Annotated in this window: 12 protein-coding genes; 6 read left to right on the forward strand and 6 right to left on the reverse strand. The window is 67.1% G+C overall.

What is annotated here, in order from left to right; genetic code table 11:
* Positions 1–10: 10 nt before the first annotated feature.
* On the reverse strand, positions 11–2,131 hold the full coding sequence (locus N4G42_RS02640) for a molybdopterin-dependent oxidoreductase (RefSeq protein ID WP_260666051.1): 2,121 nt from the start codon (positions 2,129–2,131) through the stop codon (positions 11–13).
* 137 nt (positions 2,132–2,268) lie between these two features.
* Here N4G42_RS02640 and N4G42_RS02645 point away from each other — a divergent pair, with 137 nt between their 5' ends.
* The gene (locus N4G42_RS02645) at positions 2,269–3,417 is read left to right on the forward strand and encodes an ABC transporter substrate-binding protein (RefSeq protein ID WP_056745736.1); all 1,149 of its coding nucleotides are present in this window, start codon (positions 2,269–2,271) and stop codon (positions 3,415–3,417) included.
* A 45-nt stretch (positions 3,418–3,462) separates the two neighbouring features.
* On the opposite strand, the gene argE is transcribed toward N4G42_RS02645, so the two are convergent.
* Entirely contained in the window at positions 3,463–4,620 is a 1,158-nt protein-coding gene (argE, locus tag N4G42_RS02650; RefSeq protein ID WP_099731437.1) for an acetylornithine deacetylase, read from the reverse strand.
* 77 nt (positions 4,621–4,697) lie between these two features.
* Here argE and N4G42_RS02655 point away from each other — a divergent pair, with 77 nt between their 5' ends.
* The 4 genes from N4G42_RS02655 (at position 4,698) to N4G42_RS02670 (ending at position 10,069) form a co-directional block, all read left to right on the forward strand.
* Positions 4,698–5,909, forward strand: a complete 1,212-nt coding sequence (locus N4G42_RS02655) for a M20 aminoacylase family protein (RefSeq protein ID WP_260666052.1) — start codon at positions 4,698–4,700, stop codon at positions 5,907–5,909.
* A gap of 101 nt (positions 5,910–6,010) precedes the next feature.
* On the forward strand, positions 6,011–7,108 hold the full coding sequence (locus tag N4G42_RS02660; protein ID WP_108499651.1) for a M14 family metallopeptidase: 1,098 nt from the start codon (positions 6,011–6,013) through the stop codon (positions 7,106–7,108).
* Positions 7,109–7,265: 157 nt separating this feature from the next.
* Positions 7,266–8,240: a helix-turn-helix transcriptional regulator gene (locus tag N4G42_RS02665; protein WP_260666054.1), complete on the forward strand. Its 975-nt coding sequence runs from the start codon at positions 7,266–7,268 to the stop codon at positions 8,238–8,240.
* Between the two features lie 185 nt (positions 8,241–8,425).
* Entirely contained in the window at positions 8,426–10,069 is a 1,644-nt protein-coding gene (locus N4G42_RS02670) for a tannase/feruloyl esterase family alpha/beta hydrolase (protein ID WP_260666055.1), read from the forward strand.
* 60 nt (positions 10,070–10,129) lie between these two features.
* Here N4G42_RS02670 and N4G42_RS02675 read toward each other — a convergent pair whose 3' ends face one another.
* The 4 genes from N4G42_RS02675 to N4G42_RS02690 all read right to left on the reverse strand — a co-directional run bounded on the left by N4G42_RS02675 (position 10,130) and on the right by N4G42_RS02690 (position 14,019).
* A complete protein-coding gene (locus tag N4G42_RS02675) occupies positions 10,130–11,296 on the reverse strand; it encodes a mandelate racemase/muconate lactonizing enzyme family protein (protein ID WP_099731433.1) in 1,167 nt (388 codons plus the stop codon).
* 52 nt (positions 11,297–11,348) lie between these two features.
* Positions 11,349–12,047: an SDR family NAD(P)-dependent oxidoreductase gene (locus tag N4G42_RS02680; RefSeq protein WP_260666056.1), complete on the reverse strand. Its 699-nt coding sequence runs from the start codon at positions 12,045–12,047 to the stop codon at positions 11,349–11,351.
* Positions 12,037–12,999, reverse strand: coding sequence for a Bug family tripartite tricarboxylate transporter substrate binding protein (locus tag N4G42_RS02685; RefSeq protein WP_260666057.1), 963 nt, complete (start codon positions 12,997–12,999; stop codon positions 12,037–12,039). Before N4G42_RS02685 ends, N4G42_RS02680 begins: the two co-directional genes overlap by 11 nt.
* Before the next feature lie 81 nt (positions 13,000–13,080).
* Positions 13,081–14,019: a dihydrodipicolinate synthase family protein gene (locus N4G42_RS02690; RefSeq protein ID WP_260666058.1), complete on the reverse strand. Its 939-nt coding sequence runs from the start codon at positions 14,017–14,019 to the stop codon at positions 13,081–13,083.
* Between the two features lie 118 nt (positions 14,020–14,137).
* Between N4G42_RS02690 and N4G42_RS02695 the strand changes: the two genes are divergently transcribed.
* Positions 14,138–15,085 carry a LysR family transcriptional regulator gene (locus N4G42_RS02695; RefSeq protein WP_260666059.1) on the forward strand — a complete coding sequence of 316 codons (948 nt, stop codon included), beginning with the start codon at positions 14,138–14,140 and terminating at the stop codon, positions 15,083–15,085.
* Positions 15,086–15,090: the final 5 nt, after the last annotated feature.

Below are 15,090 nucleotides of genomic sequence, written 5' to 3' on the forward strand. Positions count from 1 at the left end.
CAAGCTGCCCTCAGGCCGTGGTGCCGACGCGGGCCCCGGCATCCATGCCGGCATCGGCGGCGCCTGTGGCCTCCACTTCAACCAGACAGTCATAAAACGTGGGCGCGCGGCCCAGGTCGGTCAGCGCCTGGCTGGTCACCTCGTTCACGTTGGTGCCGTTCAGCCCCAGCTTGCGCCACCAGATGCCCAGGCCGTTGACCACGCCGGGCCGTGCGCGGCGCGAGACGGTGGCGTGGCACAGGTAGCTGCCTCGGTCGTTGAACACGCGCACCACGGCGTCGTTGGCAATGCCGCGTGCTTCGGCGTCGTCGGGGTGGATCTCCAGCACGGGGCGGCCCTCGATGTTGCGCAGGCTCTGCACGTTCACGAAGGTGGAGTTCAAGAAGTTGCGCGCGGGCGGCGAGATCATGGCCAGCGGGTAGCGGGCGTCCGTGCCCTGCAGTTCGTAGTTGGGCAGGTGGTCGGGCAGGCCGTCCAGGCCCTGGGCGGCCAGGCGGGCGCTGTAGAACTCGCACTTTCCAGAGGGTGATGGGAAGTTGCCTTCGGCGAACGGCGCATCGGGCAGCGCCAGCGTGGCAAATCCCTGGCTTTCGAGCAGCGCGTAGTCCACCGCTTCGCCAAACGCCTGGTGGCACAGAGTCTCGTCGCTCTCGGCAAAACAGGGCTCGGCAAAGCCCATGCGCGCCGCCAGGTCGCGGAAGATCTGGGCGTTGCTGCGGGCCTCGCCCAGCGGCGCAATAGCGGGGCGGTTGAGCAGCACGTCGGTGTGCCCGTAGCTCAGGTGCACGTCCCAGTGCTCCAGCTGCGTGGTCGCGGGCAGGATGTAGTCGGCGTAGTCGGCCGTGTCGGTGCGGAAGTGCTCCAGCACCACCGTGAACAGGTCTTCGCGCGCAAAGCCTTGCACCACCTTGCCCGAATCGGGCGCCACGGCCACGGGATTGCTGTTGTAGACCACGATGGCCTCCACCTTCGGTCCGAACGTAGGCGAGGCCTCGCGCAGCAGGTCGTCGCCAATGGTGGACATGTTGATGGTGCGCGGTGTCTGGGCGGGCATCAGGTCGGGCCGCTGCAGCACGGCGCGCTGCGCGGGGAACTGGCCCGAGCTGGACAGCAGTACGCCGCCCGCGCGGTGGCGCCAAGCGCCCGTGAGCGCAGGCAGGCAGGCCACGGCGCGCACCGCATTGCCGCCGCCCCGCACGCGCTGCATGCCGTAGTTCAGGCGGATGGCGGCGGGCTTCGTCGTGCCGTAGTCCTTGGCCAGCTGGCGGATCTGCTCCACCGGAATGCCGCACACCTCGGCCGCGCGCTCGGGCGGCCATTGCAGGGCGCGCTCGCGCAATGGCTCCCAGCCCAGCGTGTGGCGCTCGATGTAGTCGTGGTCCAGCCAGTCGTTCGCGATCAGCTCGTGCATTAGCGCCAGGGCCAGCGCGGCGTCGGTGCCGGGGCGCAGGGCAATGTGCTCGTGGCATTTGTCGGCCGTCTCGCTCTTGCGGGGGTCGATGCACACCAGCTTGGCGCCATTGCGCTTGGCCTGCTGGGCGTAGCGCCAGAAGTGCAGGTTGCTGCCGATGGAGTTGCTGCCCCAGATCAGGATGAGCTGCGATTCGGCAAAGAACTCCACCTTCATGCCCACCTTGCCGCCCAGGGTCTGCACCAAGGCCTCGGCGCCGGCCGATGCGCAGATGGTGCGGTCCAGTTGCGAGGCGCCCAGCTTGTGGAAGAAGCGCCGGTCCATGCTCTCGCCCTGCACCATGCCCATGGTGCCCGCGTAGCTGTAGGGCAGGATGGCTTCGGGCGCACGTGCGGCGATGGACTGCAGGCGCTGGGCGATGTCGGCCAGCGCCTCGTCCCAGGTCACAGGCACGAACTGGCCGGCCCCCTTGGCGCCCGTGCGCTTGAGCGGCGTGAGCACGCGCTCGGGGTGGTAGCTGCGCTCGGTGTACTTGCTCACCTTGGCGCACAGCGCGCCGTCGGTGTGGCGGTGGTCAGGGTTGCCCTGCACGCGGGTGGCCACGCCGTGCTCGTCCACGGTGGTGAGCAGGGCGCAGGTGTCGGGGCAGTCGTGGGGGCAAGCGCCGCGCACCTGAATCAGTGCCGATGGAGGGGAATTAGCGTCAGAAGGCGTGGGCATTCGGGGGCTGGATCGTTAAACTGGCTGTCAGGGTTGGAACGGGCGTGCATATGGGTCCCCCGTTTCCAAGGGGCTGCCTACCGGCAGTGCAGAGGGGCATGCCCCTTCTTTCTTCTTACAAGAGCAGAGATTTCACCATGAACCAGACAGTATTGGGGCGCAGGCAGTTTTCGGTGGGCATGGGCGCCGTGGCGCTGGGCGGGTTCGGCCTGGCGCGTGCGCAGGGCGAGGGGCGCATCGTGCTGGGGCAGTCGGCCGCCTTCACCGGCCCGGCGGCGCAGCTGGGCGTGCAGTTCAACCAGGGTGCCAAGCTCTTTTTTGACCAGCTCAACGCCCAGGGCGGCGTGGGCAAGCGCATGGTGGAAATCCGCACCATGGACGACGGCTATGAGCCAGATCGGTGCGCCGAGAACACCCGCAAGCTGATTGCCGACGAGGTGTTTGCCCTGTTTGGCTACATCGGCACTCCCACCAGCCTGGCGGCGCTGCCACTGTTCACCAAGGAGAAGGTGCCGTTTTTTGGCCCCTTTACCGGTGCCGAGGCGCTGCGCCAGCCGTTCAACCGGCTGATCTTTCATGTGCGTGCTTCCTACTACGACGAAACCGCACTCATCGTGCGCCAGCTCACCAACCTGGGGCTCAAGAAGATTGCGGTGTTCTACCAGAACGACGCCTACGGCAAGGCGGGGCTCGATGGCGTGAACCGCGCGCTGGCCGAGCTGAAGCTGACACCCGTGGCGACGGCCACCGTGGAGCGCAACTCCACGGACGTGAAAGCGGCCGTGGACAAGCTGGTGCCCGCCACGCCCGATGCCGTGGTGCAGATCACGGCCTATGCGTCGGCCGCCGCGTTTGTGCGTGCGGCGCGCAAGGCGGGCTTTGGCGGCACGTTCTACAACGTGTCGTTTGTGGGCACCCAGGCGCTGGCCGACGAGCTGGGCAAGGACGGTGCGGGTGTGGTGGTGTCGCAGGTGGTGCCCTCGCCCTACCAGCCCTCGCGCCAGATCACCCGCGAGTTTCTGGAAGCCATCAAGAAGGGCGGCGACAAGGTGCAGCCCAACTACTCCAGCATGGAAGGCTATCTGGCTGCACGCGTGTTCGCCGAGGGCCTGCGCCAGGCCCAGGCCGGCGGAAAGATCACGCGCGAGAGCTTCATCACGGGCACCGAGTCCATCGGCAACCAGGTGATCTCGGGCTTTCCGGTGTCGTTCAGTGGCACCAGCCACGCAGCCTCGAAGTTTGTCGAGATGTCGATGCTGACGGGGGACGGCCGGGTCAGGACCTGATCCCATTCAGGAGGGGGCGCGTTGGCCCCCGCCGCTGCGCAGTTATCAGCCCAGCGTGCGTGTACGAGCCAGCCCCTGCATGAACGCCTCGCAGCGTCCCAGCTGCTCCAGGCTCACGTACTCGTCGGGCTGGTGGGCCTGCTGGATGCTGCCGGGGCCACACACCACTGTGGAGATGCCCGCGTTCTTGAACAGCCCCGCTTCGGTGCCAAAGGCCACCAGGGTGGTGCCTTTTTCGCCCGACAGCTCTTGCGCCAGGCGCGTCACCGGGTCGTCCTTGCTGCCCAGGAAGCTCGGGATTTCGCAGATGGTCTCGAACTCGAAACCCGCTGCAGGCGCCACCTTCTTCATGGCGGGCTCCAGCGATTTGGCGTAGGCCACCACTTCGGACTGCATCTGCGCGGCGTTGGCCGTGGGCAGGTCGCGAAACTCGTAGCGGAACTCGGCGTCGCGCGGCACCACGTTGTCGGCAATGCCGCCGTGGAACTGGCCCACGCTGCTGGTGGAGAACGGCACGTCAAAGCCCTCGAAGCGGGGCTCGTTCTTTTCAAAGTCTTCCGCCATGTCGCGCACCCGGCCCACCACGCGGGCGGCCATCTCGATGGCGTTGACCGAATGCGGCGTGAGGGACGAATGCGCCTCCTTGCCACGCACGCAGCACTTGTAGCGGTACACACCCTTGTGCGCGATGGCGGGGATCATGCTGGTGGGCTCGCCCACGATGCAGGCCAGGGGCTTGATGCTCGCGTCGCGCAGGTCGGCGATGAGTTCCTTCACGCCAAAGCAGCCGATCTCTTCTTCGTAGCTGAACGCCAGATGGACCGCAAAAGGCGCGTCGCTGTTCAGGAACTGCTCTGCGTGCGACACGGCAATGCCAATAAAGGCCTTCATGTCGGCACTGCCGCGCCCGTACAGGTTGCCGTCCTTGACCAGGGCACTCAGCGGGTCCATGGTCCAGTCCTGACCATCCCACGGCACCGTGTCGGTATGGCCCGAGAGGATCACGCCCGCCGGCTTGCCCTCGCCCAGGGTGGCGAACAGGTTGGCCTTGGTCTTGTCGTCGTTGAAGGTCAGGCGGCTTTTCACGCCCAGCCGGGCCAGGTGGTCGCGGATGAAATGGATCAGCTCCAGATTGGAGTTGTGGCTGACGGTGTTCATGCGCACCAGGGTTTGCGCAAGTTCGAGGGCGTGGGCAGAAATCATGGAGTGGCTAGCGAATAACCCGGGTTGGCACGTGTGTTGCTGTCGGGCTAGACTGTGAGATCGTAAGGACACATATCATGAACGTTATTGACTCCATCGTCACCCAGGCGGCCAGTATTGCAGCGGTGCGCCGGGACATTCACGCCCACCCCGAGCTGTGCTTCGAAGAGGTGCGCACCGCCGACGTGGTGGCGCAAAAGCTCACCGAGTGGGGCATTCCCATCCACCGGGGTATGGGCAAAACGGGCGTGGTGGGCATCGTCAAGGGGCGCGACGGTGGCGCCAGTGGCCGCGCGATTGGCCTGCGCGCCGACATGGACGCACTGCCCATGCAGGAGTTCAACACCTTCGCCCACGCCAGCAAACACCAGGGCAAGATGCACGCCTGCGGCCATGACGGCCACGTGGCCATGCTGCTGGCGGCGGCGCAGCACTTTGCCAAGCACCGCAACTTTGACGGCACCGTGTACCTGATCTTCCAGCCCGCCGAAGAGGGCGGTGGCGGGGCCCGCGTGATGATCGAGGACGGCCTGTTCGAGCAGTTCCCCATGGAAGCCGTGTACGGCATGCACAACTGGCCCGGCATGCCGGTGGGCACCTTTGCCGTGAGCCCCGGCCCGGTGATGGCATCGACCAGCGAGTTCAAGATCACCCTGCGTGGCAAGGGCGGCCATGCGGCGCTGCCGCACACCGGCATCGACCCGGTGCCGATTGCCTGCGGCATGGTGCAGTCCTTCCAGACCATCATCAGCCGCAACAAGAAGCCCGTGGACGCCGGCGTGATCTCGGTCACCATGATCCACGCGGGCGAGGCTACCAACGTGATTCCCGACAGCGTCGAGCTACAGGGCACGGTGCGCACCTTCACCACCGAGGTGACGGACCTCATCGAAAAGCGCATGCGCCAGATCGCCGAGAACCACTGTGCTGCGCACGATGCCAGCTGCGAGTTCGAGTTCGTGCGCAACTACCCGCCCACCGTCAACTCCCCCGCCGAGGCCGAATTTGCCCGCAAGGTCATGACCGGCATCGTGGGGGAAGAGCGTGTGGTGGTCCAGGAGCCCACCATGGGCGCTGAAGACTTTGCCTACATGCTGCAGGCCAAGCCCGGCGCGTACTGCTTCATTGCCAACGGCGACGGCGCCCACCGCGAGATGGGCCACGGCGGCGGCCCCTGCATGCTGCACAACCCCAGCTACGACTTCAACGATGACCTGATCCCGCTGGGCGCGACCTACTGGGTCAAGCTGGCCGAGGAATGGCTGGCCCAGCTCGCCAAAGCGGCCTGAAGCAGCTTGACGAGCCGTTGATCCTCCTCCACCCGGGCGTGCGCAGCGCGCGTGCCCGGGTTTTCTTTTTGTCTTCCCACTGACTCCTGAAAGCCCTGCCCATGACCGGAATCGTTGAAGCCTTCTCGCCCAGCTACGCCCAGGCGCGCACAAAGTTTCTGGAGGCCGCCGCAGCCGCGGGCCTGTCCATCGAATCGCACGCCCACCCGCTCCAAGGCCGCGACGGCGAAGACCTGGCCATGGACGTGGTGCGCGACGGCCCGGCCGATGCCAAAAAGCTGCTCATCGTGAGCAGCGCCTGCCATGGCGTCGAGGGCTACTGCGGCAGCGGCGTGCAGGTGTTTGCGCTGCACGACGCTGAGTGGCGCGCCAAGGCGCGCGATGCCGGTGTGGCCACGCTCTACATCCACGCGCTCAACCCGTATGGCTTCTCGCACGTGCGCCGCTTCACACACGAGAACGTGGACCTGAACCGCAACTTCCAGGACTTCAGCAAGCCCCTGCCCGTGAACACGGCCTACCGCGAGGTGCAGCCCCTGCTGCTGCCCGAGCAGTGGCCACCAGGCCCTGAGAACCAGGCAGCGGTGGCGGAGTACATCGCCACCAAGGGCGAGGCCGCGTGGCAGGCCGCCATCTCGCAAGGGCAGCACGAGTTTCCGCAGGGCGTGTTCTTTGGCGGCACCGAGCCCACCTGGAGCAACCGCACGCTGCGCCAGGTGCTGCGCCAGCACGGTGCGGCCGCGTCGAAGATCGCCTGGATCGACCTGCACACGGGCCTGGGCCCCAGCGGCCATGGCGAGCGCATCTACGCGGGCAATGACAACGCCGTGGCCGTGGCCCGGGCGCGCGCCTGGTGGGACGGCGGCGGCGCCACGCCGGTCACGTCGATCTACGACGGCTCGTCCACCTCGGCCTTCCTCACCGGCCTGATGTGGACCTCGATCTACGACGAGTGCCCCCATGCCGAATACACCGGCATTGCCATGGAGTACGGCACCGTGCCCGTGCTCGACGTGATGAACGCCATCCGTGCCGAGCAATGGCTCCAACTGCACCCCGAAACTCCGGCTGACAAGGCTGCCCAGATCAAGGCGCAAATGCTGGCGGCCTTCTACACCGACACGGACGTGTGGAAGGGCCAGATCATCAGCCAGGCACGGCAGTCGATGTTCCAGGCGGTGAACGGGTTGACGGTCTGATTTTGTGTTCCAGAGGCCTCGGGCGTTAGTTTTATATGCCTGAGATGCTATCAATATGGTAGTTGGTGCGCAGGGGTTTGGCGGGTAGTACGGGTTCAGGAGGGTTGGGGTTGCCACCGTGGGGCGGCTACCATCGCCCCGAAAACCAGGAGACACCATGGCCTCTGACCCTCTGCGCGCGCTGAGCCGCAGCCTGCTCCGGCTGTCGGAGCAAGCCCAGCAGGTGGCCCCGCAGGACTTGCTGCAGCAGGCCATGCAGACCTTGCAGGGGCTGGTGCCTTTTGATTCCGCCTGGTGGGGCGAGGTCTCGGCGGGCGATGTGCAGGTGGCACCCCGCAACTGGCTGCACGGCAGCATTGGCCTGAGCCGCAGTTTTGCCGAGGAGTGGAATGCGCTGGCGGCGGTGGACCTGTTTGGGCTGCAGTCCATGCAGCAGCTGGGGGTGGTGATCCGTGAGCGTGACGTGGTGGGCCCGTTACCCGAGCACCCGGAGGTGGCCGCCTTCAGCCAGCGCCACGGCCTGTACCACTGCATGGCCCTCACGGCCGAGCTGCCCCGCAGCGGGCTCATGTTTTTTGTCTCCATCTACCGCCCGCCAACGCGGCCGGAATTCTCGGACGGAGAGACCGTGCTGTTCGGCGAATTCGTCCTGCACCTGCTGCAGCAATGGCACCACCGTCTGCAGCGCCTGCAAAGCGACACGCCCGGCCGCCCCTGGGACAGCTTTGCCCTGGCCCGGCCGTCGGGCGAACTGCTGTTTGCCGGGCTGCGCATCAGCCGGGCGTTGGGCGAAGCCAGCCCCGGCTGGCACGGCACCCGCCTGCCCCCGGTGGTGGCGCAGGCGCTGGCGGGCGCACCCTGCACCCTGTCGGTGGGCAAGGCCTGCCGCCTGCGCTTGGAGCCCTGCGGGCCACTGGTGGCCGTGAGCCTGGCGTCGCGCCAGCACAAGCAAGCCCTGGCACCGCGCGAGTTGAGTGCCGCCATGCTGTACGCCCAGGGCCGCTCGCACAAAGACATTGCGGCCACGCTGGGCCTCACGCCCGCCACGGTGCGCACCTACCTGCGCACGGCCTATGCCGCGCTGGGCGTGAGCAACAAGCTGGAGCTGGTGGCCGCACTGCGCCACCAGTAGCGAGCGGCTGCGGGGGGCCCGCGCAGGTTTGCAGGGCTCGGTAGTTTCCCGCTCCCTCTGCATTTGCAGAGGCTGCAACCGCGCCGCCTTTTCCTATCGTCCGCACCGGAGTCCAGACACCGGTGCGGGCCAGACCGCCGCCCGGCCTGGGCTCCTGAAGAACCGTCATAACAGGAGACCCTTGCATGTTCCCGAACCCCCACCCCTTCGCCGTGGCGCCCCGATGCCACCGTCACCCCCTGGCACGCGCAGGGCGATGGACCGCTGCCTGCACCCTGGGTGCTGTGGCAGCCCTGGCCCTGACCGCCTGCGGCGGCGGCCGCAGCGACGCCAATCCCCCGCTGGCCAGCAAGCCCCTGGCTGAGGCCTGCGCCGCCTACGCATCCACCGCCTTGCCCCATGGCGCCAAGGTCACCCGTACCGAGCTGCGCAAGGCCGAGGGCACGTTGCCCGACGTGTGCATCGTGCGCGGGCAGATCGTCTCGTCGCCCGAGTCCACCATCAACTGGGCGGTGGAGCTGCCCACGCTGGCCCAGTGGAACGGCAAGACGCTGACCATTGGCGGCGGCGGCTTCGACGGCTTCGTCCCCACCGACGACCCGTGGTACCAGCAGCTGGTGGGCCCGTCGGCCAACCCGTACGTGAAGATCAGCTCCGACTCCGGCCACCAGATCCGCGGCTTTGCCTGGGGCAAGAGCGACGTGGCGCTGCGCAACCACGCGTTCGACGCCAACCATTTCGTGCTGGAGGTGGGCACCACGATCGCCACCGAGTTCTATGGCAAGCGCCCCGTGCGGCGCTACCACATGGGCCATTCCAACGGCGGTCGGTCGGGGCTCATCTCCACGCAGAAGTACCCCAAGGACTACGACGGCGTGGTGGCCATGGAGCCCGCCATCAGCCAGCAGGCGCACCAGGTCAACCTGGGGCCCACGGTGCTACGCCACATCTTCAAGAGCCGCGACAACTGGATGAGCCCCGCCAAGATCGCGCTGTATGCCAAGGCCGAGGTGGCGGCGTGTGATGGCCTCGATGGCCTGAAGGACGGCATCATCGGCAACATCGAGGCGTGCAACTACGTGCCCACTGAGCTGCTGTGCCAGGGTGCGGACAACGACAGCTGCCTCACGGCCGGCCAGATCGAATCCATCCGCCTCATCTACAGCGACCACAAGACACCCGTGACCCTGTCGCGCGGTGCCGTGGGCTACCCGCGCTATGGCCGGGGCGGGGCGTCCACGTCGGACTGGCAGTCGTACATGTTCGGAACCAGCTTTGACGCGCCCGATTCGTTCAACCACATGGCCGTGACGGAGGCCGCGCGCCTGGTGGAGGGCAACCCCAACGCCAACATCCTGAGCCACGACCCCACGCAGTACCAGGCGCAGTACGCGCGGCTGGCCGAGATGATCGATGGCACGGACCCCGACATCTCCGCCTTTTCCGACAACGGCGGCAAGCTGCTGATCTGGTACGGCCTGGGCGACACCTGCGTGTCGCTGTACCGCACGGCAGACTATTTCGACACGGTCAAGCAGCGCCTGGGCGCCAGCAAGGTGCAGGGCTTTGCGCGCATGGTCACCTCGCCCTCCAACGGGCATGACCTGGACGGCGCGGGCACCGAGCCGCGCTCCATCGACCTGCTCGCCGCCATGGACGCCTGGGTGGAAAAGGGCGCGGCGCCTGACAAGCTGGTCGCCACGAAGTTCGCCCCTGGCACCAGCACCCCCGTGGCCCAGCGCCCGGTGTGCGAGTACCCCAAGTTCCCGCGCTACAACGGCACGGGCGATCCGGCCAAGGCCGAGAGCTTTACCTGTTCTGCGACCTGAACGCGGTGCTGGATGCAAAAAGGCACGCCCCTGGGCGTGCCTTTTTTGTGTGTCCAGTCGTCAGGACGCCAGCGCGCGCATCTCTGCGATCAGGTCCGATTTGCCTTCGAAGCCGATGCCCGGCAGCGGCGGCAGCGTCACGTAGCCGTTCTCGACCTTCACGCCATCGGGGAAGCCACCGTAGGGCTGGAACAGATCGGGGTAGCTCTCGTTGCCGCCCAGGCCCAGGCCTGCCGCGATCGCCAGCGACATCTGGTGGCCCCCGTGTGGAATGCAGCGGCTGGGGGACCAGCCGTATTCCTTGAGCATGTCGAGCGTGCGCAGGTACTCCACCAGGCCGTAGCTCAGCGCGCAGTCAAACTGCAGCCAGTCGCGGTCTTTGTGCATGCCGCCGTGGCGGATCAGGTTGCGCGCGTCCTGCATAGAGAACAGGTTCTCGCCCGTGGCCATCGGGCCCTTGTAAACCTCGCCCAGCTTCGCCTGCAGCTCGTAGTCCAGCGGGTCGCCCGCTTCTTCGTACCAGAACAGCGGGTACTGCGACAGGGCCTTGCCGTAGTCGATGGCGGTCTTCAGGTCGAAGCGGCCGTTGGCGTCCACCGCCAGTTGCTGGCCCGGGCCCAGGATCTTGAGCACCGACTCGATGCGCTCGCAGTCTTCGGCCAGCGTGGCGCCGCCGATCTTCATCTTGACCACCGAGTAGCCGCGCGCCAGGTAGCTTTCCATTTCCTTCTTGAGGCCGTCGAGCCCCTTGCCGGGGTAGTAGTAGCCGCCGGCGGCGTAGACAAACACGCGCGGGTTGGGCGTGCCGTTACCGTAGCGCTCGGCCAGCAGCTGGTACAGCGGCTTGCCTGCAATCTTGGCCGTGGCGTCCCACACGGCCATGTCGATCGTGCCCACGGCCACCGAGCGCTCGCCGTGGCCGCCGGGTTTTTCGTTGATCATCATGCGGGCCCAGACCTTGTGCGGGTCCAGGTTCTCGCCCGTCTCATCCAGCAGGCTGGCCGGCTCAGCCTCCAGCACGCGGGGGATGAATCGGTCGCGCATCAGCGCGCCCTGGCCGTAGCGACCGTTGGAGTTGAAGCCGTAGCCGATCACCGGCTTGCCATCGCGGATCACGTCGGTGACCACGGCCACGAGGCTCAGCGTCATCTTCGAGAAGTCGATGTAGGCGTTGCGGATGTCCGACTTGATGGGACGGGTCGATTCGAGGATGTTGACGATCTTCATGGTGGTCGCGTTCGTTGGCAAAGAGGGAAAGGGGCGGGATCAAAAGGAAAGATCAGCGGGCGAGCGAAGAGCCCCCGCAGATCGCGATGTCCTGCCCCGTGATGGCGGCGGCAGATTCAGACAGAAGAAAGCCCACCAGTGCGGCAATCTCGGCAGGCTCGATCAGGCGGCCGATGGGCGGCAGGCGCGGTGCACTGCCCTGGCGGGCGGGGTCGTTCAGCATGCCGGTGGCGGTGGCTGCGGGCGAGACGACATTCACCGTCACGCCCTGCGCGGCCACCTCGGCGGCCCAGCTGCGCGCCAGTGCAATCAGCGCGGCCTTGGTCGCGGCGTACTGCCCGCGCCCGGCCATGCCCTGCGCCACGCGGCTGCCAATGAACACCACGCGCCCCTGACCGCGCTGGGCCATGCCGGGCACGATGGCATCGGCCAGCCTGGTGGCGGCATCCACATGCAGGCGCCACATCAGCTCGCCGCCCGCATGGTCGAGTTGGCCCAGCGGCCCCACGCGCAGCACGCCGGCCGCATGGACCAGCGCGTCTACGCCGGGCAGTGCAGCGGCCACGCGGGCGATGTCGGCACCATCGGCCAGGTTGACCGGTGTATGGGTGAAAGAGGGGTGAACGACCGTCGCCTGGGCCACATCCAGGCCCGTCACGCGCCAGCCGCCGGCCAGCAGCGACTCGGCGATGCTGCGGCCTATGCCGCTGCTGCTGCCAGTGACGATGGCGTGGCGGGCATTACTCGACACGGATGTTCCCTTCGGTGACGATCTTCTGCGAGCGCTCCATGTCGCTGCGCTGGAACTTCGCAAAATCCTCCACGCTGCCCGGTGTGGTCAGCAGCCCTTGCTCCTTGAGCTTGGGCGTCATCTCGGCCAGGGCCTTGTTCACCTCGGTGTTCAGCCGCTGGGTGATGTCCGCCGGCAGCTTGGCCGGTCCCCACAGGCCATACCAGCTGTAGAACTCGTAGCCCGGAATCGTCTCGCCCACCGTGGGCACGTCGGGCAAGCTCGCTGCGCGCTGGGCCGAGGTCACGGCCACCACGCGCAGCATGCCGCTCTTGTGGTACTGCAGAGACCCCAGGATGGGGTCGATGAACCCGTCGATCTGCCCGCCGATCAGGTCCTGGAACGCAGGCGCCGTGCCCTTGTAGGGCACGATCAGGTAGTCGAGGTTGCCTGCGCGCTTGAGCAGTTCGGTCGAGAGGTGCCCGGCCGACCCGATGGAGCCCACGGCGAAGGTCATCTTGCCGGGGTTGGCTTTGGCGTAGGCCATCAGCGACTTGATGTCGGTGACCGGCAGGTTCTTGTTGATGGCCACCGACAACGGGGCCTTGGCCACCAGTGCCACGGGCGTGAAGTCCTTGACCACGCCGTAGGGAACGGACTTCATGGTCATGGGCGCCGTGGTGAAGGTGGATGCGTTGAACAGCAGCGTGTAGCCGTCGGCCGGGGCCTTGGCCACCACGTCGCCGCCAATCACGCCATTGCCGCCCGCCTTGTTCTCGACGATGAAGTTCTGGCCCATCTGGTCGCTCAGCTTTTGCGCGAGCATGCGGCCCACGGTGTCGAGCGTGCCGCCTGGCGGAAAGGGGATGACCATCCGGATGGGCTTGGTGGGGTAAGCCTGCGCAAAGCTGCTGGCCGCCATCGCGAGCGTGGCTACACCCAGGGCGGCGCGGATGAAAAGGTGGCGTTGCATGGTGTCTTGTCTCCTTGTCGGTTTTCTTGTGTGCAATGAGGCGCGGGGGACTCAAAATCCCCCGAGCCTCGCAGGGACCGCTCAGCGCTTTAGCAGGTCGGCCTGCTTCACTGCAGCGCGCAGCGCTTCGACTTCCTTGGCGTTGGGCGCCTCGGTCGGTGGGCGCACGGTGGCGTCGTCGATCACGCCTGCCAGGTACATGCCACCCTTCATGCGGGCGTGGGCCTCGCCAGTGGGCTCGCCGCCGCCATACACCGCGTCTTTCAGGGGCGTGATGACAGCCTGCACCGCCATGGCTTTCTTCAAGTCGCCGGCCTTCACCGCATTCCACAGATCGATGATGAGCTGGGGGATGAAGGTCGCAAAACCCACCAGCGCGCCGTCCACGCCCTGCACCATCGAGGCCAGCAGGTACTCGTCGTGGCAGGTCAGGATGGCCTTGGACGCGTCGGCCTCGCGGATCGCCTGGATGTCGCGGGCGTACTTGTTCATGTCGCGCTGGCCCACCTTGAAGGCCTGCAGGTAGGGCAACCGGGCCAGGTCGGCCAGCAGCTGCGACGAGTACGAGGCACGCGTCCAGGCCGGGTAGACGTGGCAGACCAGATCGGCGTTGGGCGCCGCCTTGTGGATGGCCTCGAAGTACTGCAGTGCATGGCCGGGCGTGAAGCCAAAGCGCAGCCAGTGGTGCGGGGGCATCACGTCCAGCGCCACGGCACCAGCCTCGACGGCAGCTCGGGCATGGTCGGCCGCGTCGGCCAGGCCTTCGCAGACGATGGACGAAATGACAGGCATGCGCCCCTTGAGTTCGTCGGCCACGATGCGGGTGACCTCGGCGCGTTCAGCCGGTGTGAGGGAGAACACCTCGCCGGTGTGGCCGTTGGTCATGACGGCCACCACGCCCTCGTGGCCCGCCAGCCAGGCGGCGAGCTTGCGCAGCGCGGGCTCGTCGATGCGGTGGTCGGGGGTGAAGGGGCACGAGATGGCGGGGATGATCCCGCGATAATTCGAGATGGCAGGCATGCTTTCTTGTCTCCGTTGGAAAAGCTGGTGAACAACGGGGTGGATCATTCCGCGCCATGCTGCAGCGGTCCAATACTCGAATCGCATACAACTATCTACCGATCCATCGCGGAGACACATGGGACCCGGCAACCGACCCCTGGACCTGGAATGGCTGGAGGATTTCCTCGCCCTGGCCGAGACGGGCAATTTCTCGCGCGCGGCGGAGGCCCGCGCCATTGCCCAGCCCGCCTTCAGCCGCCATATCCGCGCGCTGGAGGACTGGGTGGGCGTGGAGCTGTTCGACCGCAGTGCCCATCCCGCGGCGCTCACGGCGGCAGGCCAGCGCTTTCTGCCGCTGCTCGAAACCATCCTGGCCAATCTGGAGGCTGCCCGCATCAAGGCCCGTGCTGCACACGACCTGGCGGCTGCCAGCCTGCGCTTTGCGGCCACGCACGTGCTCTCGCTCACGTTCTTTCCGCGCTGGCTGGTGGGCATGGAGGCGCGCCTGCGGCTGGGGCCCATCCAGACCATGTCCGACAGCTCGCAGGCCTGCGAAGACCTGATGCTCCAGCGGCGTGTGCAGTTTGTGCTGTGCCATGGCCATGCCGAGGTGCCGGGGCGCCTGGACGAGGCGCAGTACCCCATGTGCCGCCTGGCGGACGACCGGCTGCTGCCAGTCAGTGCGCCACAGCCCGGCGGCGCAGCAGGCCAGCCGATGCATGCGCTGGGCCAGCAGGCCCCGGTGCCCGTGCTAGCCTACAGCGAGGCGTCGGGCCTGGGCCGCATCATGCGGGCCCGCATGCGCGGGGTGTTCGCTGACGGTGCTGACGGCCCGGTGGCGGTGGTGTTCACCGCGCACCACGCGGTGTTGCTCAAGACCCTGGCCCAGGAAGGGCGGGGCGTGGCCTGGCTGCCCGAAAGCCTGATTGCCGACGAGTTGCGCGCCGGCACGCTGGTGGCCGCCGGGGGCGCCGACTGGAACGTGCCGGTGCAGATCCGCCTGTACCGCCAGCGCGCCGAGATGTCGCCAGTGGCCGAGTCCTTGTGGGAACTGGCGGTGGCGCAGGTGGCGCCGCAGGCCTGAGCGCT

It is taken from the genome of Acidovorax sp. K2F (assembly GCF_025246485.1).
In the GTDB taxonomy this organism is placed as follows: Bacteria; Pseudomonadota; Gammaproteobacteria; order Burkholderiales; family Burkholderiaceae_C; genus Acidovorax; species Acidovorax delafieldii.